Here is a 26,661-nt window from a genome sequence, read left to right as displayed (position 1 = left end):
AAAACGCCCCGGCGGTAAACTGCCGGGGCGTTTTTTTATGGAGCGAGGTGCTGTGTGAAAGTTGAGGCCCTGTCCGGTTTTGTGCAGGTGATTCTTGAGTGGTGGCGTGATTTGAGGTGAATCAAGTTTGTCAAAAGTGCGTGTTGAGGCGTTGGCCCCGGAGTTTCTTGCCAAAGCAGCCGAGTTGGCCGAACGCTTGGGGCTAAGCGAAGAAAGTGAATCCGAGCAATGTGAAGAGGACTTCGCGTTGCAGATCGGTCTGAATGGTCTGCAACTGATGGAGGTTGGTCCCGGTGCTTCTGGGCCGGTGCGTGTCGATTTCGTCGAGGGGGTGCTGGCGCATCGCCGACAGTTTGGCGGTGGGCAGGGGCAAATGATTGCAAAAGCGGTTGGGATTCAGCCCGGTATTCGCCCACGAGTGCTTGATGCGACAGCAGGCCTTGGTCGCGATGCGTTTGTTTTGGCATCGCTGGGCTGCGACGTCTTCTTGATCGAACGCCATGCAATCGTTGCCGCGTTGCTTGAAGACGCGTTGATCAGGGCGAATCAGGATGAGGAGGTGCGGGAAATTTCCGGACGAATGCAGCTGCTCGGAGGTGATGCGGTTGAATTGATGCAAGCCTGGTCTGGGTTGCCGCCCGAGGTTGTCTATCTTGATCCGATGTTCCCGCATCGGGACAAGAGTGCGCTGGTGAAAAAGGAGATGCGTCTTTTTCGATTGCTTGTTGGCGACGACAATGATGCGTCAGCGCTGCTCGAGGTTGCGGAAGGTCTTGCGTCCCACCGGGTTGTGGTCAAGCGTCCGCGCAAGGCGCCCGTGCTTGCCGGAAGGAAGCCGACTTTTTGCCTTGAAGGCAAGGCCAACCGTTTTGATATCTATGTGAAAAAGTCGTTTCGGGCGGTGTAAATGGGTACTGTGGGTATTGCGCTTGCCAGGGCGCTACCCGATGCACCAATAGCGCGAGGAAACGCACTCGCGCTATCGCGGTTCTTACGACGTGCTGGCCGTCTTGTGCCAGAGGCGGAGTTTTTCCAGCGAAAGCTGTTCTGTTTCGTGCAGGACCATGCGCGCGCCTTCGAAGTCTTCCCCATGCGTATAGTCGCTGACCGCAATGACGGTCGGGATCCCCGCAGCCAGGCTGGCGGCCAGGCCGTGGGCCGAGTCTTCCACCGTGAGGCAGTCCCTGGGCGGGATGTTCAGCAATTCAAGAACCTTCTTGTAAATGTCGGGCGAGGGTTTTTTGGCCTTTACAAGGTCGCCTGACACAATCGCGTCAAACCACGCGTCGGCGTTCGGGCCCAGGTTGGCGCGGAGCAGGCCGACAATGTTTTCCTCCCTGGACGAGGAGGCGATGGCGAGCCGAACACCATCGGTTCGCGCGTCGCAGATCAGTTGACCGATATCGCCACGCAGAGGAATGGCGCCAGCAGCGAGCAGGCGCTGGTAGTTCCGGGTCTTGATGTCGTGGACGCGTTGCATCAGATTGTCGAAGTCCGGTCGGGCCCGCGTGGCCGGGTCGAAATGTTCGGCATAAAAGTAAAGCCGTTCCATGCCGCCACCCTTGACCAACAGGGTGCCGTAAAAAGATTCGTCCCAATGCCAAGGCAGTCCGACTTCAGCAAAAGCCGCATTGAATGCCGGGCGGTGTCCATCCCGTTCGGTGTTGGCTAGGGTTCCATCAACATCAAAAATGAGTGCGCGTAAGGCCATGATGATTACCTGATGACAGTCCAGTCCGTGAGTGAGAAGTGGTCGAGAGTACTCGATTTTATGGCCGGTTTGAAAGGTTAATCCAGTTTTTTTGTTCCGGAAATAGTGCCGGTATTGCTTTGCCGGGGAGGGGTGGTAGAGTGCACCGGTGCGAAAATGGCTTGGTGCCCATAGGCCGATTTTCTTCTCGAAACTGTGACTGGAGTCTGTAAGTACGTGAAACCGACCAACATCGGCGGTCACGACTATTTTCACAAAGTCGTAGACTGTCAATGGGCATGTCCAGCCCACACTCCCGTGCCCGAATACATTCGCCTTATCGCTACGGGGCGGTATTCGGAAGCCTACATGATCAATTGGCGCTCCAATGTCTTCCCCGGAATTTTGGGGCGGGTTTGCGATCGTCCTTGTGAGCCGGCATGTCGTCGTGGCCGGATCGATAAGGAGCCGGTGGCCATCTGTCGACTGAAGCGCGTCGCAGCTGATCTTAAGGATGACATTCAGGAACGTCTGCCACAGGCTCCAGTAGGGAAAAACGGCAAACGTGTCGCATGTATCGGCGCAGGTCCGGCTTCACTTACTGTTGCGCGTGACCTGGCATTGCACGGTTATCAAGTTTCGATCTTCGATAACGGGAAACGGCCAGGCGGCATGGTGCGGACCCAGATTCCAAAGTTCCGGTTGCCCGACAGTGTGATCGACGAAGAGTGCGGTTACATCCTGAATCTCGGTGTAGAAGCGCATTTCGACCATTGGGTGGGGAGTCTGAAGGAAGTATTGGCTGAAGGCTGGGATGCTGTCTTTGTCGGGACCGGCGCGCCGCGTGGCCGTGATGCCGATATTCCCGGGCGCCAGGAGGCGGCAGCGCACATCCATATTGGTATTGAGTGGTTGGCCAACGTGGCGTTCGGCCATACAACAAGTATTTCGGAGCGTGTGATCGTCCTCGGGGGCGGTAATACGGCGATGGACTGCTGTCGGTCGGCGCGCCGTTTGGGTGGCAAGGACGTCAAGGTGGTCGTCCGCAGCGGCTTCGACGAGATGAAAGCCTCTCCCTGGGAAAAGGAAGAGGCAATTCACGAGCAGATTCCGATCATCAATATGCACGTGCCGAAAGAATTCGTGCACGACAACGGCAAGTTGAAAGGCGTTCTCTTCGAGATCGTCAAAGCCGAGTACGACGAGAAAGGTCGCCGCAAGCTGGTTCCAACGGGCGAGCCGGATGTGTTCATGGAATGCGATGACGTCCTGGTGGCGATTGGTCAGGAAAATGCGTTTCCGTGGATCGAAAAGGACGTCGGCCTCGAATTCAATAAATGGGGTTTGCCGGTCCTGAATGAGACGACATTCCAGTCGACGATTCCGAATGTGTTCTTCGGCGGCGACTCTGCGTTCGGACCAAAGAACATCATTACCGCTGTTGCTCATGGGCATGAGGCGGCTATTTCGATCGATCTTTATTGCAAAGGCAAAAACCTTAACGACCGGCCGCCGCCCACGTTCAATCTTGTCAGCCAGAAAATGGGTATCCATGACTGGAGCTACGACAATCAGGTGTCCGAAGAGGGGCGCAAGAAAGTGCCGGTCAAGTCGCTGGAAAAGACGCTGCAAGACATCAAACTCGAGTTGGAACTCGGCTTTGATCCTTACATGGCTTGTTCCGAAGCCGAGCGTTGCCTGAACTGCGACGTCGAAACGGTCTTTACGCACAAAGCCTGTATCGAGTGCGATGCGTGTGCCGATATCTGCCCGACCGAATGCATCACCTTCACGGCTAATGGTGAGGAGGATGACCTTCGCAGTCGCCTGAAAGCACCTTCCAGCAATCGGGAACAGGCGCTTTATGTGTCGGATGTCCTCAAGACCGGCCGGGTCTTGGTCAAGGATGAAAACATTTGTCTGCATTGCGGCATGTGCGCCGAGCGTTGTCCGACGGGCGCCTGGGATATGCAGAAATTCTTTTTGGAGGCCGCCCAGGCCGGTGCGGAGATGCCAAAGACATGAGCGCGACGAATTCAATCCAGTCATGTAATGACTTCGTTATCAAGTTTGCCAACATCAACGGTACCGGTTCTGCTTCGGCCAATGAATTGTTTGCCCGGGCTGTCATGGGCATGGGGGTTCCCGTCGCGCCGCGCAATATTTTCCCGTCCAACATCCAGGGGATGCCGACCTGGTACGAGATGCGCGTTTCGGGAGCTGGCTGGCTTGGCCGCAAGGGCGGCTGCGACATGATGGTGGCGATGAACCCGCAAACGTGGGATCGCGATGTCGCGGAAGTCTCTTCCGGAGGCTATCTGCTTTACGATTCGACGAAAGTGCTGCCGCGTTCCCGGTTCAGGGATGACATCACGGTTATCGGAGTTCCGCTGACCGAAATGTGCAATTGCGAGTACACAGAACCGCGTCAGCGTATGTTGCTCAGGAACATCATGTATGTCGGCGCCTTGACGTGGTTGTTGGGCATGGAATTTCCCGTCGTCGAGCGTCTGATTGCTTATCAGTTCAAAGGCAAAGACAAGCTGATCGATGCTAACGTCAAGGCATTGCGCCTTGGCTATGAGTACGCGAAAGAGAGTATTCCGGAACCGATCGGTTTGCGCGTCGTGCGCTCCGATGCGGTTGGCGATCGTGTTTTTGCTAACGGCAACGACGCGTGCGGCCTCGGCGCTGTGTTTGGAGGGGCGACAGTTGCCGGATGGTATCCGATTACGCCGTCGACGTCGGTCATCGAAGCGTTCGGGAATTATTGCCGGAAGTTTCGTACCGACCCTGATAACGGCATGGCGCGCTATGCCATCGTGCAAGCCGAGGATGAGCTGGCTTCGATCGGCATGGTCATCGGTGCGTCATGGAACGGCTGCCGTGCGTTTACGGCCACCTCCGGTCCCGGTATTTCGTTGATGCAGGAATTTTTTGGTCTGGCCTATTTTGCCGAGGTGCCGGCTGTCATCGTCAACGTGCAACGCGGCGGGCCATCCACCGGGATGCCGACGCGAACCCAGCAATCCGACCTGCTTTCGTGTGCTTACGCTTCGCATGGCGATACGAAGCACGTCATGGTGTTCCCGGAAGATCCTTACGAATGCTTCAAGTTCACGGCGCAGGCGTTTGATCTGGCGGAGCGTTTGCAGACCCCCGTGTTCGTCATGTCCGATCTCGACATCGGCATGAATGAAGTTCTTTGTAAGCCGTTCGACTGGGATGATCAGTACCGCTACGATTACGGCAAGGTAATGACGGCCGAGGAACTCGAAGCGGGCAAGAACTTTGGTCGCTATCTCGATGTGGATGGAGACGGTATCCCGTATCGAACGATTCCCGGAACGCATCCGACGAAGGGCGCGTTCTTCAGCCGCGGTACGACCCGCAATGCTTACGCGAAATACAGCGAGGCCGGGACGGACTATGTGTACAACATGGAGCGTCTGCGCCGGAAGTTCGGGACAGCCAAGACCTTGGTGCCGGCACCGATCGTGAAACGTGCAGCGCAGCCAACCCGTTATGGGGCGATTTACTACGGATCGACGAGTCCGGCGATGGCCGAAGCTTTCGCGCAATTGGAAGCACAAGGAGTGCCGGTCGATATCATGCGCGTGCGGGGCTTCCCGTTTGCCAGGGAAGTCGTCGACTTCATCGAGGAGCATGACTACGTGTTCGTCGTCGAGCAAAACGAGAGCGCTCAGTTGCGCACCCTGCTCGTCAACGAAGAGGAGCTCGATCCCAAACGGTTGATTCGTGTGCTGCACTATGACGGCACGCCGATTACAGCCAGCTTCATTTCAGGGAACATCGCCAAAGTCATTTCGGAGCACAGCGTGACTCCCGTTCGCAAACAGGTGGCCTCATGACCTATCTTGCTAAACCTAAACTGTTGCGGCCGGATGTGCCTCGCAACGCTCTCGGCTACACAAAGCGTGACTATGAAGGGGCTATTTCGACGCTTTGTGCGGGCTGTGGGCACGACTCGATCAGTGCGGCCGTTGTTCAGGCCTGCTTCGATCTCGACGTCGAGCCGCACCGCGTGGCTAAACTCTCGGGCATCGGCTGCTCGTCGAAAACGCCGGACTACTTTCTCGGTAACTCCCACGGCTTCAATACAACGCATGGTCGCATGCCGTCCGTTCTCACGGGCGCCGCGCTTGCCAACCGCGATCTCCTCTATATGGGGGTGTCCGGCGATGGTGATTCCGCTTCCATTGGTATTGGCCAGTTCGCGCACGCGATGCGGCGTGGCGTCAATATGGTCTATCTCGTCGAGAACAATGGCGTTTACGGTCTGACCAAGGGTCAGTTCTCCGCTACGGCTGACAAGGGCTCGAAGAGCAAGCGCGGCGTGATTAACAGCGATACGCCGATCGATCTCGTGACGCTGGCGCTGCAACTCGGCGCCAGTTATGTGGCGCGTAGTTTTTCGGGGGACAAGGAGCAGCTCATTCCCTTGATCAAGGGCGCATTGCGACATCGCGGTCCGGCTTTGATCGACGTTATCAGCCCGTGCGTGACCTTTAATAATCACGCTGGATCGACCCGTAGCTACGATTACGTGCGCGAGCACAACGAAGCGGTTAACCGCCTGGATGTGATCCTGCCGCGTGATAAAATTACGGCTTCGTATCCGGCCGGGTCGTTGCGCCGGGTGGTTCAGCACGATGGATCGGTCTTGCTGTTGCGCAAACTTCACGAGAACTATGATCCGTCTGACCGTGTCGCGGCTATGAACTACCTCCAGGAGAGGGCGTCCATGGGCGAAATCGTCACGGGGCTTTTGTATGTGGATAGCAATGCGGAAGATCTGCATCGTCATCTGAATACAGTTGAAAAGCCGCTGAATCAGCTTTGCTACTCGGAACTGTGCCCGGGGAGTGAGGCGTTGGAGGCGCTTAATCAATCGCTCCGGCGCGTGGGTGGCGACTCTGACGTGGCTGGTGGATAAGTTGGCAAGACCGAATGATTGGTCTTGAAGAGTGTCTAATTGATTTAGGTGGTGACTACGTTTTTGCGATCGAGCGCGAAAATAGAAAATAGCCACCGTCTGGTTGGCGATAAGCAGTTTTGGATGAGCGTCGTCGGTCAGACTGGATTTATGGTTTTTATACGAAAGGAAAAAGTAGCATGAGCAATTCAATCCCGGCTTGGCCCGATAAGGTTTCGATCTGTGAAGTTGGTCTGCGTGATGGTTTGCAGAACGAAAAAGCGATTCCGAGCGTTGAACAGAAACTTCAGCTTCTTGATTCGGTCGTCGCCTCGGGCATCAAGATTATCGAAGTTGGCTCCTTCGTCCACCCGAAGGCTGTGCCGCAAATGGCCGATACCGACGCGCTCTGCCGTGCCATGAAGAAGGTCGAAGGCGTCGAATATCGTGCGCTCGTGCCGAACATCAAGGGTGTGCAACGTGCCTTCGACGCGGGTCTGACCAAGGCCAAGCTGACGGTTTCGGCTAGCGAAGCGCACTGCCTGGCAAACTTCAACAACTCGCCGGTCAAGATGGTCGAAGCGTTTGCAGACTGCTGCGAATTTGCTGCGAAGAACAACATGACGCTGTCTGGCGCCATTTCCGTTTCGTTCGGTTGCCCGTTCCAGGGCAAGGTTCCCGTCGAGCAGGTTGAAAACGTCGTGCGCAGCTTCGTCAAGCTCGGTATCACCGAGCTGTCGCTGTCGGATACGACCGGTATGGCCAACCCGCGCCAAGTCTACGAACTCGGCACGCACATGATCCAGGCTTTCCCGGAAGTGCAGTGGGTCATGCACTTCCATAACACGCGTGACATGGCGCTGGCCAACATCGTCGCCGGTATCCAGGCGGGTGTCCGTATGTTCGACGGTGCCTTTGCCGGCCTCGGTGGCTGCCCGTTCGCTCCGGGGGCCTCGGGCAACGTCGCCACGGAAGACGTCATCCACATGCTGCACGAAATGGGCATCGATACGGGTGTCGATCTGCTCAAGGCCATGGATACGGCTCGCCTGGCTGCTCAATTCGTTGGTCATGAGGCTGGCAGCACCGTGCTGAAGGCCGGTCGTTGTGCTGACTTGGTCAAGGAAAAAGCCCAAGCCCAGAACAACAGCTAAGACGTCACGTTGATCTGAAAGCCCGTTGCGGGCATCGCTGCCAACTGTGGCAGTCGATGCCCGCAATTTTTTTGATTATGACTTCGTCAGTTTCTCTGGTCGTTGATGACGCGCCGCTCGAGCTTGCGGCTCAGAAAGAAGGTGGGCAGAGAAAAGACAGGGGTTTTCCGTGAACCGGGTGATCGAAGGCGAGAAATTCGGCGTGTAACAAGAGGCGGTCGGCTTTTGCCTTGGCCGGTGGCCCAGCGTACAGTGGGTCGCCGATGATCGGGTGGCCAAGCGCCTGCATGTGCACGCGCAATTGGTGTGTCCGACCTGTTTCCGGTGTGAGTTCGACCCGTGTGCAATCGCTGGCCGGATCATAGGACAGCCGGCGGAAATAGGTGAGCGAAGGCTTTCCGATTTCGAAATCAACTTTGTGTAATGGCCGGTTTGGCCAGTCGACGATGAGTGGCAGGCGAACCTCGCCCATCTCTTGTTGCAGGTGGCCGTCGACGATGGCGACATACCGCTTCGAGACTTTTCGCTCCTGAAAAAGGATGCTTAGCTGGCGATGTGTTTCCTTGCCGCGGGCCAGTACCAACAGGCCGGAGGTGTCGTAATCGAGACGGTGCACGATGAGCGCGTCGGGGAATTCGGCCTGTACACGGGAAATCAGGCAATCCTGCTTTTCTTCCCCCCTTCCCGGAACTGAAAGCAGTCTGCTCGGCTTGCTTACAACGAGAAGAAAACGATCCGCGTGAATGACGGTGAATGAATGCGATGTGGACTCAAAACGATGGGGCGAAAGCATGGGGGCAAGCCGGAATTAATGGCGCAGGGATGCGAATTGTCCTCTTGAAGAGGCGGTGCGTAAATTGTTAGTCATTGCGCCGAGCGCGTCTTATCGTTTCGAGGAATTCGTGCCGGAGTTGGTGAGATGAGTCGAATTCGCCGCTGAACGCCTGGGTGATCACCCGTTCGTCGCCACGACGATCCTCTCCGAGCAAAAGGCAGAGTTGTTCGGCCTCGATGATGCAGGCGGCGCCCCGTGCTTGACCGTGTTTCATCAAGGCGTTCGCGATGTCCCGCGTCATCCATTCCTGATAGGTGAATCGATGCCCGATCGCATCGACAAGCCGGGCAATTCGCCCGAATCCATGTAGCCTGCCTCCCGGCAGGTACGCTACGTGTGCAACGCCGCGGAATGGCACGAGGTGGTGCGGGCAGATGCCATGAACCGCGATGCCGCGGATAACGACCATGTCTTTTCGCTCGTCGGGAAAACCGTTGCCGAGCACGCTGGCCGGGTCAAGGTCGTATCCGCCGAGCAGGCGGGATTGCCACAGTTCGCGAACTCGTTCGGCCGTGCGTTCCATGTGGGGAGTGTCCGCGGCGATTCCGCAAGCACGGAGGAGGTCATGGATGGCCTGCTCGAAAGCAGGCGCGTCAAACCGTTTCGTGCGTGGGATTCCGATGTGGCATGAATCGTCAGCCTTGCGTTCGTGTTCGGTGCAGTCGGCCATTTCCTCGTCCATCCTCCGAAAGAGTAAATGATACCGTGCACTGTTGCCTGGTTTGCACGAGGCGGGCGAACCCGTATTTGCCAATTTCTCCATAAAAAACGCCGTGTTGGCGTTTCATGAGAGATAATACCGGGCTTGCGTAGATTTGCCCGCTCCGCAGTCGTCGGAAGGGAATACTGGAAGGATCTTGATGAAACGTGTTGATGATTTCCGTCTGAAGCTTGGCCGTAAAGAACTGGTGCCAATCGTAATTGGCGGTATGGGAGTTGATATCTCAACGGCCAGTCTAGCGCTTGAAGCCGCCCGGCTGGGCGGGATCGGGCACATATCGGATGCCATGGTCAACACGGTGACGGATCGCCGCTTCGATACGAAGTACGTCAAGGAAAAGCTGAAACAGTACAAGTTCAACGTGGCCAACCCGGACAAGTCGGTCGTTCAGTTCGATCTTGGGCAACTGGAAGAAGCGACCAAGCTTCATGTCGGCAAGACAATGGAGGCCAAGCGGGGTGAAGGCTTGATTTTCGTCAATTGCATGGAAAAGCTGACGATGAACGCGCCGAAGGAAACGCTGCGCGTCCGTTTGCGTGCCGCGCTGGATGCTGGTGTCGACGGGATTACATTGGCCGCCGGCTTGCATCTCGGTTCGTTTGCGCTGATCGAGGATCACCCGCGTTTCCGCGATGCCAAACTGGGCATCATCGTTTCTTCCCTGCGCGCGCTACAGCTGTTCCTGCGCAAGACGGCGCGCAGCAACCGTTTGCCCGATTATGTGGTTGTCGAAGGGCCGTTGGCCGGCGGACATCTGGGGTTCGGCATGGATTGGTCCGAATACGATCTGGCAACGATCGTGGCAGAGATCCGCCAGTATCTCGACGCTGAAGGTCTCGCCATTCCGTTGATTCCCGCTGGCGGTATTTTTACGGGCAGCGATGCCGTTTCGTTCCTGGAAAACGGGGCGGCCGCCGTGCAGGTGGCGACGCGCTTTACCGTGACTAACGAATGCGGGCTTCCGGAAGATGTAAAGCAGGAGTATTTCAAGGCCACGGAAGACCGGATCGAGGTCAACCAGATTTCTCCCACCGGCTACCCGATGCGGATGCTTTCCAACAGTCCGGCGATTGGCGACGGCATCCGGCCGAATTGCGAAGCCTATGGGTACCTGCTCGACGCCAACGGGCATTGTTCGTACGTCACCTCCTATAACCGCGAAGTGGCGGCGCATCCCGGCGCCAAGCGCGTGTCGGTGGTGGACAAAACCTGCTTGTGCACGCAGATGCGCAACTTCGATCTGTGGACGTGCGGGCACTATACGTATCGCCTGAAGGATACGACGCGGAAACTTGAGGACGGAAGTTACCAGATGCTCACGGCAGAACATGTCTTCCGTGATTATCAATTCAGTGCCGACAACAGGATTGCTTTGCCGGAATAGGCGGCGGGACGATAAACCATGCTCAGTTACCGCCACGCTTTCCATGCCGGCAATCATGCCGACGTGCTCAAGCATATCGTGCTCATCCAGCTGATCCGCTATCTGGGGCAGAAGGATAAGCCGTTCTGGTATATCGATACGCATTCGGGTGCGGGCGCTTATTCGCTCACCGAAGGCTTTGCGCAGAAGCTGGGGGAATTCGAGGGAGGGATTGGGCGCTTGTGGAAGCGGGCTGATTACCCCCAGCCGGTTGCCGACTACGTCGATCTTGTCCGGCAATTTAACGCGGATGGCCGTTTGCAGCACTACCCCGGATCGCCTTTCTTCGCACTGTGGGCGATGCGCCCTCAGGATCGGTTGCGCTTGTTCGAGTTGCACAGCAAAGACGCACGTTTGTTGCAGCAGAACTTCGAGAACGCAGGGAAGCAAGTGCATGTCGAGGCGAACGACGGTTTTGCCGGGCTGAAAGCCTCTTTGCCACCACCGCCACGGCGGGCAGTGGTGCTGATCGATCCCTCGTATGAGGAAAAACAGGATTACGATCGTGTCTATCACGCGCTCAAGGATGCGCTGGTCCGCTTCCCGGGCGGGACCTATGCGGTCTGGTATCCGCAGCTGACGCGGCTGGAAGCGCACGAACTCCCGCGGCGATTAAAGCGTTTGCCGGTCAAGGGCTGGATGAATGTTGCATTGCGCGTCAAGGAGCCGGCAAAGGACGGGTTCGGAATGCACGGCAGCGGAATGTTCGTCGTCAATCCACCATGGACGCTGCCTGACACGATGGCCGAGGTGATGCCTTATCTGGTGAAAACGCTCGGCGTCGATGCCGGAGCCGGTTTTACTTTGGAGCAAGAAGCGGCGGCCTGACGACCGCGGCGTCGTCAGGCGTCTTTCATTGGCTTTACGTGTCGTGTAATTGCGTGTATTTCAGGCTTGAGCCATAGCATTTCTCGACCGGATATTTGGCAGCGTTTTTTTCAAGCTTATTCTTTGCTGCTTCGCCCAGGTCAAAGCCTGCCCGGTTCGCAATCAGAAGCAGATAGAGTAGAACGTCCGCGGATTCGTCACGCAGTGCTTCGAGCGTATCCGGGTTGGTGGGGAGTGTCGCGATGTCGGAATCGCTTTTCCACTGCGTCAGTTCGAGCAACTCTGCCGCTTCCAGATTGAGGGAGACGATCAGGTTGCGCAGGCTGTGAAATTGCGCCCAATCGCGCTCGTCGCGAAATTTCAGCAAAGCCTGCGTCAGTGCCTGAAGCTCCATTTTGTTAGCTGAAGAAGCGCTGTTGAGCTTCGGTCGGCAGCGCCATTCCCGTTGCGTGGGCCCTTGCCAGCAGTTCCCAGTAGTAGCGGTAAGAGGCACGGTCGTGCAATAGTCCCTCGTGCGCGATCGGCCCCCAGCCCTTGTCTTGGGCGGCGATCAGGATGGCAACGGCTTTCTCAACTTCCGAAAAGTCCGGGCGCATCGCTTCGACGATCGGGATGATCTGGTTCGGGTGGATGCTCCACATGCGCAGGAAACCGAATTCGTTGCGCGCCCGCCGGGCATCGTTGCGAATGATGTCGAGATCCTTCAGTTCGGTGGTGACGTTGTGCGTGGGCACGACGCCGTTGGCCAGCGAGGCGGTTGATATTTCACATTTGGCGCGAGCTACCAGCGGGTGGTCGAACTGGCCCGGGCTCTTCATGGCGGATCCCGGAACGGCGCCGTGGTGGTCGGACACGAAATCCATGAGGCCAAAGTCGAGCGATTCTACGCCGGGGGTTGAGGCGATTTCCCAGACTTCGTGCAAGGCGCTCAGGGTTTCAATCAGTACGTGCACCGGGATTTCGCGCTGCATGCCCGCAGCCGCCTCGGCTTTGCGCAAGGCGGCGATTTGCGTGCGCACGTCAGCAACGCCACGCGGCTTCGGCAACGTGATGAACGGGAGTCGGCTACCGGCGATCGAGACGATGATGTCGATATCCTGTTGCCAGTGGGGGTGTGTGATGTCGTGGATACGCGCCGCCATGCGGCCATGCTGGTTGCCACTGCTCATGATGAGGCCGGCGGCCATTTCGGCGTGTTCGCGCTCGGCGCCCGCGTGCGCTCCGTCCTCGCAGTCACAGGTAATGTCAAAAATCGGCCCGAGTTCGTTTTGGAGCTGGAGGGCTTTCTTCATGAGCTTTTCAGACCCGGCGTAGTGATCAACGGCGGGCAGGATGGGGAAGGGCTTCTCGCCCGGGAAAAGGACATCGCTGGGGTGTTGCATGACGTATTCCCAAAATGAGGAAAAGTTTGATTTTACCCTGAGGTTTTACGGATGGAGCCGTGCAGGAATCAGGGTAAAAAAACGAGGACGAAAAAAAACCGCAGCGGTCTGCGGCTTTTTTAGATGTTGCGTATCAAAGCAGATGTTTGACGGCTTCCAGCTCTTCGCTCAGTTCCTTGACGCTGGCGTCGATCTTGGAGCGCGCGTAATCGTCAATTTCGATGCCTTCGACGATTTTGAAGTTCCCATTCTTGCATTCACAGGGAAAGCCAAACACCAGCCCTTCTGGAATGCCATAAGAGCCGTCGCTTTGTACGCCCATGGTGACCCAGTCATCCGAGCCGAGAACCCAGTCGCGCATGTAACCGATTGAAGCGTTGGCGGCGGAGGCGGCGGACGAGAGGCCGCGCGCAGCAATAATGGCGGCGCCGCGCTTTCCGATCGTCGGCAGGAAAACGTCGTTGTTCCAGGCGTGATCGTTGATCAGGTCCTTGACGCTGTCGCCGTTGGAGACACAGTTGCGGTAGTCGGCATACATGGCCGGCGAATGGTTGCCCCAAACGGCCAGCTGCTTGATGCTATCGACCGGGCGGCCGGTTTTGTGTGCGAGCATTGAAAGAGCGCGATTGTGGTCCAGGCGCATCTTTGCGTGGTAGTTGGCCGGGTTGGTGCGGCCGACTTTTTTGGCGGCGGCTGCCGCGATGTAAGCGTTCGTGTTGCAAGGGTTGCCGACGACCAGCACCTTGACGTCTTCTTTTGCGTTTTCGGCGATTGATTTTCCCTGTTGGGAAAAGATCGCGCCGTTGGCGGCAAGCAGGTCCGCACGTTCCATGCCCGGGCCGCGGGGGCGGGCGCCGACGAGCAGGCAGAGATCGGCATCTGAAAACGCCTTGTCAGGTACATCGGTCGCGAACATTCCGGAAAGCAGCGGGAAAGCGCAATCGTCGAGTTCCATCATTACGCCGTCACAGATCTTTTGGGCTTCCGGCAGGTCAAGAAGCTGAAGGATGACAGGCTGGTCCTTGCCCAGCATTTCGCCAGAGGCAATGCGAAATAGCAGACTGTAACCAATTTGACCGGCTGCACCCGTGATGGCGATCCGGACCGGAGGTTTCGACATGTTACGGCTCCTGTGGGTAACTTTGAGCTTGAAAAAACCAGAGGTGGTCCTGTTTAGGCCTACACTGATCCATTCGACGCAATTAATAACAGTGCGGGATCATAAGAGCGAACGTCGGGTAGTGTCAATTGGCCACTACTTGACCTATATCTTATATAAGACTTGGGGTTATGATGGGTGCAGAAACGATGCATTCTGAAAGTGCCGCCCATGGTTACGCTTCCCTCCTCGCATTCGCCAACGCTCAATCCGCTCTATCGCCAAGTGATCGGACTCGTGATGCGGAGTCTGGAGTCTGGCGAGTGGAAGCCTGGTGAGGTCATTCCGAGCGAAACATTGCTGGCGGCACGCTATGGGGTGAGCCAGGGGACGGTGCGTAAGGCGATCGACGAACTGGCTGCGGAGCATCTTCTTGTGCGCCGCCAAGGCAAGGGGACGTTCGTTGCGACTCATGCTGATCCAAGGATTTTTTCGCGCTTCCTGCGCGTTGCTGCAAACGACGGAGATCTGCAGCCCCTGCGCAGTGAGCCGCTCGGGTGTTGGCGCGTGAAAGCGGGGAGCGATATTTGCCATGCCCTGAATGTCGAAGAAGGTGCCTCCGTCATGCTGGTGCGTCGGGTGGTGCTGTCGGGCGAAATGCCCGCCATCTTCGATGAGGTCTATCTGGCGGCGGATTTCTTCGCGGATCTGACACAGGAAACGCTCTTGGCGGGGGATGTGTCGCTCTATGGTCTCTACGAAAGCCAGTTTGGCGTACGCGTTATCCGGGCAGAGGAGCGTGTGCGGGCGATTTTGGCGGATCCCGTCAGTGCGAGATTTCTGCAGGTCGCGGAGGGTGAGCCATTATTGCTCGTCGAACGCACGACGTTCAGTTACTCCGACAGACCGGTCGAGTTCCGTCGTAGCATTTTTTCCACTCGGCATCTTCACTATCGGAACGAACTGGTTTGAGGCCAAGGGCGCCAGCCGGCGCGGCGTATGGCACTTGGCGCGAGAGGCGTTTTAATGCACTTGAACTTTCCAAAAGGCGTCGGGTCGTAAAAGCAAAGAAATCTACAGGCAACGTGAACGGCCATTTTTGCTCTTTCCCCGGCTACACTGAGGGCGAGTGGAGTTCTCAACAATGCAAAGGAAGATTGAATGGATACGGAAAAGAAGCTGGGCCGGTTGCGTTGGAAATGCACGCGGCGCTCGATGGCGGAAGCCGATTACCTGCTCGGGAGTTTTCTCGATAAATATTACGTCGGGTTGAACCCGGCGCAGACCGCAGCATTCGAGCAACTGGTCGAAATGGAAGATCTCGATTTATGGGCGCTGGTCAGCGGGCGGCGTGAATGTGTCAATCCAGTGCAGGCAGAGGTTGTGTCGATGTTGCGCAATTTGAAGGTGGCGTAGCGCAGAACTTGAAGTGCGGCAAATGCATCACCGGAATCTCGATGGCTTTCTGCTTTCTGAATTGACAAGATTGAACGGGAGGTTGGTATGACGAGCGAACGCAAGGCAACACTGATCATCGAAGGGCATGAGCCTCAAGAGTTTCCTGTATTGACGCCAGTGCATGGCAACGAGTGTGTCGATTTCCGGAATCTTGCCGCCAAAACCGGGATGTTCTCCTACGATTCCGGCTATATGTCGACGGCGTCGTGCCGCTCGGCGATTACTTATATTGATGGCGACAAGGGCGAGTTGCTTTACCGCGGCTATCCGATCGAACAGTTGGCCGAGCAGTGCAACTTCCTCGATGTCGCCTACCTGCTGAAGCACGGCGAACTGCCAAATACCCAACAGAAGGCAGAATTCGAGAACATCATCAAGACGCACACGATGATTCACGAACAGATGGCCAGGTTCTATCAGGGCTTTCGTCGTGATGCGCATCCGATGGCGGTGATGGTCGGTGTGGTGGGCGCGTTGTCGGCGTTCTACCACGAAGCCGAGGACTTCACCGACCCGCGGCAGCGCAACATCAATTTCAATCGCATTGTCGCCAAACTGCCGACCATCGTGGCGCTTGCCTACAAGTACTCGATGGGCGAGCCGTTCATGTACCCGCGCAACAATTTGAGCTACACGGCCAATTTCCTGCACATGATGTTCGGTACGCCGTGCGAGGAATATGTGCCGAATCCGGTGGTGGTCAAGGCGCTCGACACGATCTTTATTCTGCATGCCGACCACGAACAAAATGCCTCGACATCGACGGTTCGTCTGGCCGGTTCGTCGGGGGCCAACCCCTACGCCTGCATTTCTGCCGGTATCGGCTGTCTCTGGGGGCCGGCGCACGGTGGTGCCAACGAGGCATGCCTCAAGATGCTCGAAGAGATCGGCGACATCTCGCGTGTGCCCGAATACATCCGCCGCGCCAAGGACAAGGATGATCCGTTCAAGCTGATGGGCTTTGGTCATCGCGTCTATAAGAACTTCGATCCGCGCGCCAAGCTGATGCGCAAGATTTGCGCCGAAGTGCTTCATGAACTGGGGCTGGTGAATGACCGTCTCTTTGAGTTGGCGCTCGAACTTGAGCGGATCGCGCTTGAGGACGACTACTTCGTCGAGAAGAAACTCTATCCGAACGTCGATTTCTATTCCGGCATCGTTCAGAAGGCGATCGGTATTCCGACGTCGATGTTTACCTGCATCTTCGCCCTGGCGCGGACTGTCGGCTGGATGGTGCAGTGGGAGGAGATGATTTCCGACCCCGAGTACAAAATTGGCCGCCCACGCCAGCTTTATGTCGGTGCGCCACGGCGCGACGTGCCGTCCCTCGACAAGCGTTAGAAATCAAAATCAGGTGATCGTGTGAGTGTGATTTGCGCTTTGTTTTGTGCAACAAAGGCGATCTTCTTTGGTTGATTATTGACCTGTGGCTAATTGTCAAAAAACAAATTTGATAATTATCAGAACGGATGTTTCTTGTATTGTTGCCCCGGTGAGCGCGTAAGTATTTACTCGTACGCTGCCGCTCATTCCTGTCGGTAAGCGCAGTATGACTTGACCGATCTCATGAGATTGTTTGCAACAACTACGTGAATTGTTGTCGTTTCTTTGAGGGATCAAACATGAAATTTTCGGGAATCATTAAGGGGACATCGTTGGCGCTTTTGGCTCTGTTTGCCGCGTCGGCAAGTCAGGCTCAAATTAACGATCGCACGTTCCGTTTTGCAACCGCTGGCGCACCTGGGCACCCGGCAGTCATGGGGGCCGAAAAATGGTCTGAGCTTCTTAAACAGAAGAGTGGCGGAAAACTACAGCTCAAAGTGTTTTCCAACGGCACGCTCGGTGGTGACTTGCAAGTTCTTTCCGCCGTTCAGGGTGGGACGATCGACCTGACTGCGATGAACTCCGGCATCCTGCAGTCGCAGATTAAAGAATTCGCCATTTTCGATTTGCCGTTCATGTTTGAGTCGGGCAAGGAGGCAGATGCCATTCTTGACGGTGCTTTCGGCAAGAAAATTGCCGCCCTGCTACCGGCCAAGGGGCTGGTTAGCATGGGCTATTGGGAACTGGGTTTCCGCGAACTGACCAACAGCAAGCGGCCGGTCGCCAAGATGGAGGACATGGCGGGGCTGAAAATCCGCGTGATCCAGTCGCCGATCTACCTTGATACCTTCAACGCGCTTGGGGCGAACACTGTTCCGATGCCTTTTACCGAGGTTTATACCGGCCTCGAGCAGAAGATCATCGACGGGCAGGAAAATCCCTTCTCGGTGATCGAGACCAGCAAGCTCTATGAAGTACAAAAATATCTGACAGTCACCAACCATATCTATAACCCTCAGTCCGTGCTGATGAGCAAAAAGAAATGGGATGCGTTGACCAAGGATGAGCAAGAACTGCTGATGTCGACGGCTGCGGAAGCCACGAAATGGCAGCGTGAAAATGCACGCAAACTTGCCGACCAGTCGCTGAATGCGCTGAAAAAATCCTTGCAGGTCACCGTTCTGGCGCCGGAAGAGATTGCCAAGATTCGGGCCAAGATCAAACCCGTGCTTGACAAGTACAGCGCCACTGCCGGACCGGAACTGGTCAAGGAATTGCAGACTGAGCTCGATAAAGGCCGCGCCAAGAAGTAATCAACACTCTTAATTATTCGGCAAGCCGCCTGAGCCGTTTTCGGACAGGCGGCTTTTTTGTATGTCAGTTTCCGCCAATGGGTGATCTTCACGCGACACGTTGGGAACAAAAATAGCGCGTGAATGCCAAACAGCCGGTCTCTAAAAGGGAGTGTTCATGTCAGTTGCTTCACCACTAAAACTCGGTGTGCTCGGTTGCGCGAACATTGCAAAACAATTCGTGCGCGATGTTGCAGGCAGTTCGATTGTTCAGATTCAGACGGTTGCCAGCCGCGACGCGGCCAAAGCCAGGGAGTTTGCGGAGAAGTTTGGTCTGCCCGAATACTTTGACAGCTACGAAGCGCTGCTCCGTGATCCTCAGATCGAGGCCGTCTATGTGCCGCTGCCGAACAGTCTGCATGCGGAATGGGCGATCAAGGCGGCCGAGGCGGGCAAACATGTCCTGTGCGAGAAGCCGCTGGCGCTGAACCGTGAAGAGGCCGCAGCGATGTTCGATGCCGGGCGGCGCAACGGTGTGTTTTTGCTCGAAGCCTATCCTTTCTACTTCCAGCCGCAGATTCGCGAGATGGCGTCTTTGCTGAATGAAGGCGTTATCGGCGAAGTGCGCAGCGTTCAGGCATCCTTCGGCTTTACCCTGCTTTCGCCGGACGGCAACATCCGCATGAGTCCGGAGATGGGCGGGGGCGCGCTATTGGATGCCGGCAGCTATCCGGTGGCCCTGATCCGGCTGGTGATGGGCGAAGCGCCGGTCAAGGTAATGGCAAAGTCCTCGTGGGTTGATTCCGGCGTCGATATCAGCACGGTGGCGACGCTTTTTTACGCGGATGGTCGGCGCGCCCAGGTTTCCTGCGCCATGAATGCAGCCAATCACCGGCGGGCAACCATCGTTGGCAGCCAGGGCGTCATCGAAACGGAATATCTGAACCATACGGCCGCTCAGCCGGGCGACAACCCCTACGGTTATTTGCCAAGCCAGCTGCGGATGCGACGCGGCATTGCCTTCAATATTCCGTTTGAGGAAATTCAGGCAGCAACGGGGAGCGGCTTCCTGTTCGCGGCAGAAGCGTTTGCAAAGCTTGTTCGGGAAAACGACACCGCCAGCTTCGAACGCGCCGCCCAAACGAGTATCGATATCGCGGCAACTTTGGAGGCGATTTCGCGGAGCGCAAAATCGTCATCTGAGGATTGCGTCTCTATTTATCCAGGATCTTCTAACGGCAAGTGACCGACATGACGACTCAGCTCGATCAGCTTTTCTCGACCTCGTATCTCTTCGGCGGCAACGCGCCGTTCATCGAGGAACTCTACGAAAACTATCTCGGCGACCCCACTTCGGTGCCTGATGAATGGCGGGCCTATTTCGACAAGCTCGCCCAGTTGCCCGCGCCCGTCGCGCGCGATGTGCCGCACCAGCCGGTGATTCACGCCTTTGCCGAACAGGCGAAGCAGGGCGGCTACCGGGCAGTCGCCGCCCAACCGGTGAACGACAAGAAACAGGTGCGCGTGCTGCAGATGATCCGGGCCTACCGGACGCTCGGCGTGCGCTGGGCCGACCTCGATCCGCTCAAGCGGCAAACGCGGCCGAAAATTAACGAGCTTGAGCCGTCGTTCTATGGTTTTTCCGATGCCGACGCCAACGCGGTGTTCAACGTCGGCTCCTTCCTCGGCGTGCCGGAACACTCCAGCTTCGGCCAGATTCTCGACGCCCTGCGGGAAACCTACTGCGGCTCGATCGGTGTCGAGTACATGTACATCAATACCATCACCGAAGGGCGCTGGCTGCAGGCGCGGCTGGAACCGATCCGCGCCAAGGCGACCTATATGCCGGCGCAGAAGCTGCGCTTTCTGGAACGGCTGACTGCCGCCGAGACGCTGGAGCGTTACCTGCACACGCGTTACGTCGGCCAGAAGCGTTTCTCGCTCGAAGGCGGCGAATCGCTGATCGTGGCGCTCGATGAGTTGGTCAACGTTGCCGGCGGCGCCGGAGTCGATGACATCGTGATCGGTATGGCGCACCGCGGTCGTCTGAACGTGCTGGTCAATACGCTGGGCAAGGAACCCTCAATGCTGTTCGAGGAGTTCGAAGGCAAAAAGGCGCAGGAACTTGCGTCTGGCGACGTCAAATACCACCTTGGTTACTCCTCTTCCGTGTCGACGCCGGGCGGCCCGTGCCAGCTGACGCTCGCGTTCAATCCGTCGCATCTGGAAATCGTCAATCCGGTCGTCGCCGGTGCCGTTTATTCCCGCCAACACCGACGCGGCGAAGGCGCGCAGGAAAAAGTATTGCCGGTCCTCATCCACGGCGACGCCGCCGTGGCCGGTCAGGGCGTCAATCAGGAGATGCTCAACTTCGCGCAAACGCGCGGCTACGGGACCGGCGGCACGGTGCACATCGTCGTCAATAACCAGATCGGCTTTACGACGTCCGACCCGCGCGATCTGCGCTCCTCGCTCTACTGCACCGACGTGTTCAAGATGGCCGAGGCGCCGATCTTCCACGTCAATGGTGACGACCCGGAAGCCGTGGCGCTGGCCATCCGCCTTGCTTTCGAGTTCCGGCAGGAATTCAAGAAGGACACCGTTGTCGATATCGTCTGCTTCCGCCGCTTGGGTCACAACGAGCAGGACGAGCCGATGGTCACGCAGCCCTCGATGTACCGCCGCATCGCCGAGCATCCCGGCACGCGCAAGCTGTACGCCGACCGGCTGGTGGCCGAGGGCGTACTTCCGGCAAGCGGCCCCGACGACATGATCGAAAGCTACCGCGATCACCTCGACCGCGGCGAACTGCTCTACAACCCGGTGCTCGCCGGCTACACGAACCCGTTGCTGATCGACTGGACGCCGTTCCTGCCCAAGAAATACATCGAGAACTGCGATACGACGGTGCCGTTGAAGGAGATCAAGCGCCTGGCCGAGCGCCTGACGGCGATTCCGGACGATTTCACGCTGCACAGCCGCGTGCGCAAGATCATCGACGACCGCCGCCGGATGGGACAGGGTGACCTCTCCTTCGATTGGGGAATGGCCGAGAACCTCGCCTATGCCTCGCTGCTCGTTTCCGGGCACGGCGTGCGCCTGTCGGGCGAGGATGTGTGTCGCGGCACCTTCTTCCATCGGCACGCTTCGGTGCACGATCAGGGTTGCGATATTTACGAGCACCGCGTCCATTACCCGCTGGCCCATTTGCAGGAGAAGCAGGCGTCGTTCCAGTGCTTCGATTCAGTGTTGTCGGAAGAAGCCGTGCTCGCCTTCGAATACGGCTACGCGACCTCGAACCCGTTCGATCTGGTTGTCTGGGAAGCGCAGTTCGGCGACTTTGCCAATACCGCGCAGGTGGTGATCGACCAGTTCATCGCCTCGGGCGAAACAAAGTGGGGCAAGGCGTGTGGGCTTGTGCTGCTGCTGCCGCATGGTTACGAAGGGCAGGGGCCGGAACACTCGTCGGCGCGCATCGAGCGTTTCATGCAGCTTTGCGCCGAGATGAACATGGAAGTCTGCCAGCCGACGACGCCGGCGCAGGTCTTCCACATGCTGCGCCGGCAGGCCATCCGCAAGCAGCGCAAGCCGCTGATCGTCTTCACGCCGAAATCGCTGCTGCGCCACAAGGACGCCGTGTCGACGCTTGACGAGCTGGCCAAGGGGCGCTTCCAGCCGCTGATCGGCGAAGTCGATCCGATCGACCCGAAGAAGGTGACGCGCCTCGTCTTCTGCTCCGGCAAGATCTACTTCGATCTCTTGGCGGCCCGTCGCGAGAAGAACATCGACCACATCACGATTGCGCGGATCGAGCAACTTTACCCGTTCCCGCAAAAGGCGTTCGACGAGGAACTGGCCAAATACCCGAACGCCACCGAAATCCTCTGGTGCCAGGATGAGCCGCGCAATCAGGGCGCCTGGTACTGGATCGCCTCGCGCCAACACCTCGACCGGTCGTTGAAGAAAAACCAGCACCTGTTGCTGGTTTCGCGCCCCGCGTCGCCCTCGCCGGCGGTAGGCTATCTGAGCAAACACAACGCGCAAAAGAAAGCGCTGATCGAGTCCGCTCTGGGTGCCATCGGACCGTACAAACCCGCTTAATCGGAGTCACTGATCATGCTGATCGACGTCAAAGTTCCCCAACTCTCGGAGTCCATCGCCGAAGCCACCCTGCTGTCCTGGTACCGGAAAGCTGGCGAGGCCGTCAAACGCAACGAGAACCTGATCGACATCGAAACCGACAAGGTCGTGCTCGAACTGCCGGCGCCGGCGAACGGCGTGCTGGTTGAAATCATCAAGGCCAACGGCGCGACCGTCGTGGCCGAGGAGGTGATCGCCCGCATCGATACAGACGCGACGGCCACCGAATCGCCCAGCGCCGAATCTGCGGCGCCGGTTGCCAAGTCCACGCCGCAGCCAAGTGCAGCACCTGCTCCGGCTGTGCCGGACGCCAAAGGCGTCGCCATGCCGGCGGCGCGCAAGATCCTCGATGAAAAGGGGATTGCCGTGGATGAGGTGCCCGGCACCGGTCGCGGCGGGCGGGTGACCAAGGCCGATGCGCTGGCGGCCGTCAAACCAGCCGCAGCGCCGGCGACCGTTGCTGCTCCGGCGACGGTAGCGGCTGTTTCGCCAACGCTGCCGCCAGCGCCCCCGGTGCCCGTGCCGCTGGCCAACCGTCCGGAGCAGCGCGTGCCGATGTCCCGCCTGCGCGCCCGCGTCGCCGAACGGCTCATCCAGTCGCAATCGACCAACGCCATCCTGACCACTTTCAACGAGGTCAACATGGCGCCGGTGATGGAGCTGCGCAAGCTGTACGGCGAGAAGTTCGAGAAGGCACACGGCGTGCGCCTCGGCTTCATGGCCTTCTTCGTCAAGGCCGCCGTGGCCGCGCTGCAGAAATACCCGATCCTCAACGCCTCGGTCGACGGCAACGACATCGTCTATCACGGCTATATCGACATCGGCGTGGCCGTCGGCAGTCCGCGCGGTCTGGTCGTGCCGATCCTGCGCGATGCCGACCAGATGAGCTTTGCCGACATCGAGAAGAAGATCGCTGAATTCGGGCAGAAGGCCAAGGACGGCAAGCTGTCGATGGAAGACCTTGCCGGCGGCACGTTCTCGATTTCGAACGGCGGCGTGTTCGGCTCGATGCTGTCGACGCCGATCATCAACCCGCCGCAATCGGCGATCCTCGGCGTGCATGCGACCAAGGACCGGCCGGTCGTCGAAGACGGCCAGATCGTCATCCGCCCGATGAACTACCTGGCGATGTCCTACGACCACCGCATCATCGACGGCCGCGAAGCCGTCCTCGGCCTGGTCGCCATGAAGGAAGCGCTGGAAGATCCGACTCGTCTGCTGCTCGGCGTTTAATGAAAAAAATGCAAACCACCAAGGCACCAAGAACACAAAGTTGCACCAAGTATTTCTTGGTGAATCTTGGTGCCCTTGGTGTCTTGGTGGTGAAGATTTAGGAGTTTGTATGGCAAAGAATTTTGATGTGCTGGTCATCGGTGGTGGTCCCGGCGGCTACGTGGGTGCTATCCGTGCGGCCCAGCTCGGCTTTTCGGTCGCTTGTTGCGAGTCCAATCCCTATGCTGATCCGAAGGGCGAGCCGCGTCTGGGCGGCACCTGTCTGAACGTGGGGTGCATCCCGTCGAAGGCGCTGCTCCATACCTCGCACCTGTTTGCCGAAGCCGCGCATGGTTTCGCCGCGCAAGGGATTCTCGTTGATACGCCGAAAATCGACGTGCCGACGATGGTCAAGCGCAAGAACACGATCGTCGGCCAGCTCACTACCGGCATCAAGGGGCTGTTCAAGAAGAACAAGGTCACGCTGCTCAACGGCCACGGCGCCTTCGTCGGCCAGACGGAGAACGGCTGGCAGGTGAAGGTGGGCGAGGAGGTGGTCGAGGCCAAACAGGTCCTCGTCGCCACCGGCTCGCGGGCGCGGCATTTGCCCGGCGTGCCGGTCGACAACGTCCGCGTTTGCGACAACGTTGGGGCGCTCGACATCGACGCCGTGCCCAAGAAGCTGGCGATCATCGGTGCCGGTGTGATCGGCCTCGAAATGGGCAGCGTCTGGAGCCGTCTCGGCGCCGAAGTGGCGATCCTCGAAGCCTTGCCTGATTTTCTCGGCGCGGCCGATACCGACGTCGCCAAGGAAGCCGCCAAGGTGTTCGCCAAGCAGGGGTTGGCGATCGAACTCGGCGTCAGCATAGGCGAAGTCAAGACGACCAAGAAGGGCGTTTCGGTGGCTTACACCGCCAAGGACGGCGCGGCAAAACAACTGGAGGCCGACCGATTGATCGTTTCGATCGGGCGCGTGCCGAATACCGAGGGCCTCAATGCCGAGACTGTCGGGCTGCAAATCGACGAACGTGGCCGCATCGCCGTTGACGACCACTGCCGCACCAACCTGCCGGGTGTCTGGGCGGTCGGCGACGTCGTGCGCGGCCCGATGCTGGCGCACAAGGCGATGGAAGAAGCGGTGATGGTCGCTGAACTGATGGCCGGTCAGGCCGGGCATTGCAACTTCGACACGATCCCTTGGGTGCTCTACACCAGCCCCGAAATCGCTTGGGTTGGCAAGACCGAGCAGCAGCTCAAGGAAGAGGGTGTGGCCTACAAGGTCGGCAAGATTCCGTTCGCCGCCAACGGCCGGGCGCTCGGCGTTGGCGAGACGACCGGTTTCGTCAAGATGTTGGCCGATGCGGCGACCGACCGCATCCTCGGCGTGCACATCATCGGCGCGAACGCCTCCGAGCTGATTTCAGAAGGCGTCGTCGCCATGGAATTCGGCGCCGCGAGCGAGGATCTCGCCCGTATCTGCCATGCCCATCCGACGCTGTCGGAAGTTGTGCACGAAGCCGCGCTGGCCTGCGACAAGCGGCCGCTGCATTTTTGATGAAGTGCTGATTTAGGCCAGATTCGTCATTCCGGCGAACGCCGGAATCCACAAAATCAACGAACTGGACCCCGGCTTTCGCCGGGGTGACGAATACTTCAGCGTTCCCTTAAGTTGCTCGATTCGGTTACCGTTCGGGCAATTCCCGTGGCGCCGGCCCCGTGTAGGTATAAGGGATTTCCTTCGGCAGCGGCCCCTTGATGCGCACTCCTGCCTGCTTCTGTTCCCAGGCATGCGCTAAGAGGCCGACCGACCGGGCAAGGATGAAAATCCCCCGTCCGAGTTCGGGCGGGAAGCCGAGTTCGCAGAAGATGGCGGCGGTGACGCCGTCGATGTTCATCGGGATCGTGCGGCCTTTTTTCTCCTTGAGCACCACTTCCACGGCGCGGCCAATGGCGGCGAAGCGACCGGAGATCGTGCCGTCGGCAACGGCCTTGTCGACCAGCGAAAACAGCGGCGCGACGCGCGGGTCGATCGGATGCCAGCGGTGGCCAAAGCCCGGCATGTATTTCTCGCTGCGCGCCAGCACCGCGGCCGTTGCGGCCAGCAGGTCGCCATCCGCCCCGGCTTCGGCATCGATTTCGTTGTAAATCTCCATGCACCGTTGCGCCGGCCCGCCGTGAATGTCGTCGAGCGCGTTGATGGCCGAAGCCAGGGCGCCATTGACCGGCAAGCCGCACGTCACCGCCATGCGGGCGATGGCGCACGAGGGAGCCTGCGGCCCGTGGTCAACGCAGGGAACCATCGCTGCTTCGAGGAGTTGCGCCTGGGCGCGCGACGGCAAATCGCCTTTCAACATCAGCCAGATCATCTCGGGGAAGCTGACCTTGCCAATCAGATCCTGAATGGCATAGCCGCGAATACCGATTGCGCCTCGCTGAACGTCGATGATGCTCGTCGACCACCAGTCCGACGCCGCCTTCACTTTTTCTTCATTGGTCATTTGACTCATGATGCGTAACTCCTTTTGAAACAGCAGGGGAAAGACAACGCTGGTAATCAGACAGCGAAAAACGCGAACCACCAAGGCACCAAGACACCAAGAGAGCACCAAGTAAAAGCTCTGTTTTCTTGGTGAATCTTTGTGCTCTTGGTGTCTTGGTGGTGAAGCATTTGTCTGCCCCGTTTTTGACCTGTCAGGCCTTCTTCGCCTTGGCGGCCGATACGGCGGCGCGCAGGGCCAGCGTGTAGCTGTCGACGCCGAAGCCGCAGATCGAGCCATTGACGATTTCGCCGAAGCACGAGTAGTGGCGGAACTTCTCGCGGGAATGGATGTTCGACATGTGCAGTTCGACGATCGGGCAGGTCAGGATGGCCAGTGCGTCGCGGATGCCGTAGCTGTAGTGCGTCCAGGCGCCGGCGTTGATCAGCACGGCGTCGACACCGTCGAGGAAGCCCTGGTGAATGCGCAGGCACATCGCGCCTTCGTCGTTGGTCTGGAAGCTCTCGATTTCGCAACCGAGTTCCTCGCCGACTTCACGCAGCGTGGCGTCGATTTCGTCGAGCGTGATCGTGCCGTATTGCTTCGGGTCGCGTTTGCCGAACATGTTGTGGTTGATCCCGTGCAGCATCAGAACTTTCATGATTTCACTCCTTTGAAAAAATTAAACAGA

23 protein-coding genes are annotated in these 26,661 nt (G+C 58.1%); 15 read left to right on the top strand and 8 right to left on the bottom strand.

Translation table 11 applies throughout. The features are described 5' to 3' along the window. The first annotated feature begins 184 nt into the window (after window positions 1-184). Window positions 185-907: a class I SAM-dependent methyltransferase gene (locus GH659_RS01250; protein ID WP_211364061.1), complete on the top strand. Its 723-nt coding sequence runs from the start codon at window positions 185-187 to the stop codon at window positions 905-907. A gap of 84 nt (window positions 908-991) precedes the next feature. Here the strand turns inward: GH659_RS01250 and GH659_RS01245 are convergent, their stop codons facing one another. After that, the gene (locus GH659_RS01245; RefSeq protein WP_246167608.1) at window positions 992-1,984 is read right to left on the bottom strand and encodes an HAD-IA family hydrolase; all 993 of its coding nucleotides are present in this window, start codon (window positions 1,982-1,984) and stop codon (window positions 992-994) included. On the opposite strand from GH659_RS01245, the gene GH659_RS01240 reads away from it, so the two are divergent. From GH659_RS01240 to GH659_RS01225, 4 genes are all read left to right on the top strand, one after another. Continuing rightward, entirely contained in the window at window positions 1,907-3,715 is a 1,809-nt protein-coding gene (locus GH659_RS01240) for an FAD-dependent oxidoreductase (protein WP_343030073.1), read from the top strand. The genes GH659_RS01245 and GH659_RS01240 overlap by 78 nt on opposite strands. Continuing rightward, the gene (locus tag GH659_RS01235; protein ID WP_153108891.1) at window positions 3,712-5,562 is read left to right on the top strand and encodes a 2-oxoacid:acceptor oxidoreductase subunit alpha; all 1,851 of its coding nucleotides are present in this window, start codon (window positions 3,712-3,714) and stop codon (window positions 5,560-5,562) included. The genes GH659_RS01240 and GH659_RS01235 overlap by 4 nt, the downstream gene beginning before the upstream one ends. Then, window positions 5,559-6,647 (top strand): 2-oxoacid:ferredoxin oxidoreductase subunit beta, encoded by a 1,089-nt coding sequence (locus GH659_RS01230; RefSeq protein WP_153108890.1) that lies wholly within the window; start codon window positions 5,559-5,561, stop codon window positions 6,645-6,647. Before GH659_RS01235 ends, GH659_RS01230 begins: the two co-directional genes overlap by 4 nt. 179 nt (window positions 6,648-6,826) lie before the next feature. Continuing rightward, window positions 6,827-7,780, top strand: a complete 954-nt coding sequence (locus tag GH659_RS01225; protein WP_153108889.1) for a hydroxymethylglutaryl-CoA lyase — start codon at window positions 6,827-6,829, stop codon at window positions 7,778-7,780. 130 nt (window positions 7,781-7,910) lie between these two features. On the opposite strand, the gene GH659_RS01220 is transcribed toward GH659_RS01225, so the two are convergent. Continuing rightward, entirely contained in the window at window positions 7,911-8,573 is a 663-nt protein-coding gene (locus GH659_RS01220; protein WP_153108888.1) for an RluA family pseudouridine synthase, read from the bottom strand. A gap of 67 nt (window positions 8,574-8,640) precedes the next feature. Further along, window positions 8,641-9,285: a GTP cyclohydrolase I FolE gene (gene folE / locus GH659_RS01215; protein ID WP_153109045.1), complete on the bottom strand. Its 645-nt coding sequence runs from the start codon at window positions 9,283-9,285 to the stop codon at window positions 8,641-8,643. Between the two features lie 190 nt (window positions 9,286-9,475). On the opposite strand from folE, the gene GH659_RS01210 reads away from it, so the two are divergent. Together GH659_RS01210 and GH659_RS01205 are read left to right on the top strand one after the other, a co-directional pair. Further along, window positions 9,476-10,720 (top strand): nitronate monooxygenase, encoded by a 1,245-nt coding sequence (locus tag GH659_RS01210; RefSeq protein WP_153108887.1) that lies wholly within the window; start codon window positions 9,476-9,478, stop codon window positions 10,718-10,720. 18 nt (window positions 10,721-10,738) lie between these two features. Continuing rightward, window positions 10,739-11,587 carry a 23S rRNA (adenine(2030)-N(6))-methyltransferase RlmJ gene (locus tag GH659_RS01205; protein WP_153108886.1) on the top strand — a complete coding sequence of 283 codons (849 nt, stop codon included), beginning with the start codon at window positions 10,739-10,741 and terminating at the stop codon, window positions 11,585-11,587. A 34-nt stretch (window positions 11,588-11,621) separates the two neighbouring features. On the opposite strand, the gene GH659_RS01200 is transcribed toward GH659_RS01205, so the two are convergent. The 3 genes from GH659_RS01200 to GH659_RS01190 all read right to left on the bottom strand — a co-directional run bounded on the left by GH659_RS01200 (window position 11,622) and on the right by GH659_RS01190 (window position 14,089). Beyond that, a complete protein-coding gene (locus tag GH659_RS01200) occupies window positions 11,622-11,981 on the bottom strand; it encodes a nucleotide pyrophosphohydrolase (protein WP_153108885.1) in 360 nt (119 codons plus the stop codon). 4 nt (window positions 11,982-11,985) lie between these two features. Then, window positions 11,986-12,969 (bottom strand): HpcH/HpaI aldolase/citrate lyase family protein, encoded by a 984-nt coding sequence (locus GH659_RS01195; RefSeq protein ID WP_153108884.1) that lies wholly within the window; start codon window positions 12,967-12,969, stop codon window positions 11,986-11,988. 133 nt (window positions 12,970-13,102) lie between these two features. After that, window positions 13,103-14,089: a malate dehydrogenase gene (locus GH659_RS01190; protein ID WP_153108883.1), complete on the bottom strand. Its 987-nt coding sequence runs from the start codon at window positions 14,087-14,089 to the stop codon at window positions 13,103-13,105. Between the two features lie 210 nt (window positions 14,090-14,299). Between GH659_RS01190 and GH659_RS01185 the strand changes: the two genes are divergently transcribed. From GH659_RS01185 to lpdA, 8 genes are all read left to right on the top strand, one after another. After that, window positions 14,300-15,040 carry a GntR family transcriptional regulator gene (locus tag GH659_RS01185; protein WP_153108882.1) on the top strand — a complete coding sequence of 247 codons (741 nt, stop codon included), beginning with the start codon at window positions 14,300-14,302 and terminating at the stop codon, window positions 15,038-15,040. A 189-nt stretch (window positions 15,041-15,229) separates the two neighbouring features. Then, complete coding sequence (locus GH659_RS01180; RefSeq protein WP_153108881.1) at window positions 15,230-15,484, top strand: FAD assembly factor SdhE; 255 nt, start codon at window positions 15,230-15,232, stop codon at window positions 15,482-15,484. 87 nt (window positions 15,485-15,571) lie between these two features. Next, window positions 15,572-16,867, top strand: a complete 1,296-nt coding sequence (locus GH659_RS01175) for a citrate synthase (RefSeq protein ID WP_153108880.1) — start codon at window positions 15,572-15,574, stop codon at window positions 16,865-16,867. 281 nt (window positions 16,868-17,148) lie between these two features. After that, window positions 17,149-18,162 carry a TRAP transporter substrate-binding protein gene (locus GH659_RS01170; RefSeq protein WP_153108879.1) on the top strand — a complete coding sequence of 338 codons (1,014 nt, stop codon included), beginning with the start codon at window positions 17,149-17,151 and terminating at the stop codon, window positions 18,160-18,162. Between the two features lie 157 nt (window positions 18,163-18,319). Next, window positions 18,320-19,387 carry a Gfo/Idh/MocA family protein gene (locus GH659_RS01165; protein ID WP_153108878.1) on the top strand — a complete coding sequence of 356 codons (1,068 nt, stop codon included), beginning with the start codon at window positions 18,320-18,322 and terminating at the stop codon, window positions 19,385-19,387. A 5-nt stretch (window positions 19,388-19,392) separates the two neighbouring features. Beyond that, window positions 19,393-22,242 (top strand): 2-oxoglutarate dehydrogenase E1 component, encoded by a 2,850-nt coding sequence (locus tag GH659_RS01160; protein ID WP_153108877.1) that lies wholly within the window; start codon window positions 19,393-19,395, stop codon window positions 22,240-22,242. Between the two features lie 15 nt (window positions 22,243-22,257). Then, a complete protein-coding gene (gene odhB / locus GH659_RS01155) occupies window positions 22,258-23,514 on the top strand; it encodes a 2-oxoglutarate dehydrogenase complex dihydrolipoyllysine-residue succinyltransferase (RefSeq protein WP_153108876.1) in 1,257 nt (418 codons plus the stop codon). 109 nt (window positions 23,515-23,623) lie between these two features. Continuing rightward, a complete protein-coding gene (lpdA, locus tag GH659_RS01150) occupies window positions 23,624-25,048 on the top strand; it encodes a dihydrolipoyl dehydrogenase (RefSeq protein WP_153108875.1) in 1,425 nt (474 codons plus the stop codon). Between the two features lie 127 nt (window positions 25,049-25,175). On the opposite strand, the gene GH659_RS01145 is transcribed toward lpdA, so the two are convergent. Both GH659_RS01145 and GH659_RS01140 read right to left on the bottom strand, forming a co-directional pair. Further along, on the bottom strand, window positions 25,176-26,000 hold the full coding sequence (locus tag GH659_RS01145; RefSeq protein ID WP_153108874.1) for a citryl-CoA lyase: 825 nt from the start codon (window positions 25,998-26,000) through the stop codon (window positions 25,176-25,178). A gap of 184 nt (window positions 26,001-26,184) precedes the next feature. Next, window positions 26,185-26,631 carry a type II 3-dehydroquinate dehydratase gene (locus GH659_RS01140; protein WP_211364060.1) on the bottom strand — a complete coding sequence of 149 codons (447 nt, stop codon included), beginning with the start codon at window positions 26,629-26,631 and terminating at the stop codon, window positions 26,185-26,187. Window positions 26,632-26,661 lie beyond the last annotated feature (30 nt).

It is taken from the genome of Propionivibrio limicola (assembly GCF_009469695.1).
GTDB classification, from domain to species: Bacteria; Pseudomonadota; Gammaproteobacteria; order Burkholderiales; family Rhodocyclaceae; genus Propionivibrio; species Propionivibrio limicola.
Note: the sequence above shows the minus strand (reverse complement) of the source record. Positions and strands in the feature narration are given on the sequence as shown.

What these genes read in the sequence shown, in the direction of transcription:
- GH659_RS01165 (WP_153108878.1), top strand. Translation starts at nt 18,320, where the DNA reads ATGTCAGTTGCTTCACCACTAAAACTCGGTGTGCTCGGTTGCGCGAAC.
- folE (WP_153109045.1), bottom strand. Translation starts at nt 9,285, where the DNA reads ATGGCCGACTGCACCGAACACGAACGCAAGGCTGACGATTCATGCCAC.
- GH659_RS01200 (WP_153108885.1), bottom strand. Translation starts at nt 11,981, where the DNA reads ATGGAGCTTCAGGCACTGACGCAGGCTTTGCTGAAATTTCGCGACGAG.
- lpdA (WP_153108875.1), top strand. Translation starts at nt 23,624, where the DNA reads ATGGCAAAGAATTTTGATGTGCTGGTCATCGGTGGTGGTCCCGGCGGC.
- GH659_RS01180 (WP_153108881.1), top strand. Translation starts at nt 15,230, where the DNA reads ATGGATACGGAAAAGAAGCTGGGCCGGTTGCGTTGGAAATGCACGCGG.
- GH659_RS01210 (WP_153108887.1), top strand. Translation starts at nt 9,476, where the DNA reads ATGAAACGTGTTGATGATTTCCGTCTGAAGCTTGGCCGTAAAGAACTG.
- GH659_RS01185 (WP_153108882.1), top strand. Translation starts at nt 14,300, where the DNA reads ATGGTTACGCTTCCCTCCTCGCATTCGCCAACGCTCAATCCGCTCTAT.
- GH659_RS01170 (WP_153108879.1), top strand. Translation starts at nt 17,149, where the DNA reads ATGAAATTTTCGGGAATCATTAAGGGGACATCGTTGGCGCTTTTGGCT.
- GH659_RS01230 (WP_153108890.1), top strand. Translation starts at nt 5,559, where the DNA reads ATGACCTATCTTGCTAAACCTAAACTGTTGCGGCCGGATGTGCCTCGC.
- GH659_RS01220 (WP_153108888.1), bottom strand. Translation starts at nt 8,573, where the DNA reads ATGCTTTCGCCCCATCGTTTTGAGTCCACATCGCATTCATTCACCGTC.
- GH659_RS01175 (WP_153108880.1), top strand. Translation starts at nt 15,572, where the DNA reads ATGACGAGCGAACGCAAGGCAACACTGATCATCGAAGGGCATGAGCCT.
- GH659_RS01225 (WP_153108889.1), top strand. Translation starts at nt 6,827, where the DNA reads ATGAGCAATTCAATCCCGGCTTGGCCCGATAAGGTTTCGATCTGTGAA.
- GH659_RS01195 (WP_153108884.1), bottom strand. Translation starts at nt 12,969, where the DNA reads ATGCAACACCCCAGCGATGTCCTTTTCCCGGGCGAGAAGCCCTTCCCC.
- GH659_RS01140 (WP_211364060.1), bottom strand. Translation starts at nt 26,631, where the DNA reads ATGAAAGTTCTGATGCTGCACGGGATCAACCACAACATGTTCGGCAAA.
- GH659_RS01205 (WP_153108886.1), top strand. Translation starts at nt 10,739, where the DNA reads ATGCTCAGTTACCGCCACGCTTTCCATGCCGGCAATCATGCCGACGTG.
- GH659_RS01235 (WP_153108891.1), top strand. Translation starts at nt 3,712, where the DNA reads ATGAGCGCGACGAATTCAATCCAGTCATGTAATGACTTCGTTATCAAG.
- GH659_RS01145 (WP_153108874.1), bottom strand. Translation starts at nt 26,000, where the DNA reads ATGAGTCAAATGACCAATGAAGAAAAAGTGAAGGCGGCGTCGGACTGG.
- GH659_RS01160 (WP_153108877.1), top strand. Translation starts at nt 19,393, where the DNA reads ATGACGACTCAGCTCGATCAGCTTTTCTCGACCTCGTATCTCTTCGGC.
- odhB (WP_153108876.1), top strand. Translation starts at nt 22,258, where the DNA reads ATGCTGATCGACGTCAAAGTTCCCCAACTCTCGGAGTCCATCGCCGAA.
- GH659_RS01190 (WP_153108883.1), bottom strand. Translation starts at nt 14,089, where the DNA reads ATGTCGAAACCTCCGGTCCGGATCGCCATCACGGGTGCAGCCGGTCAA.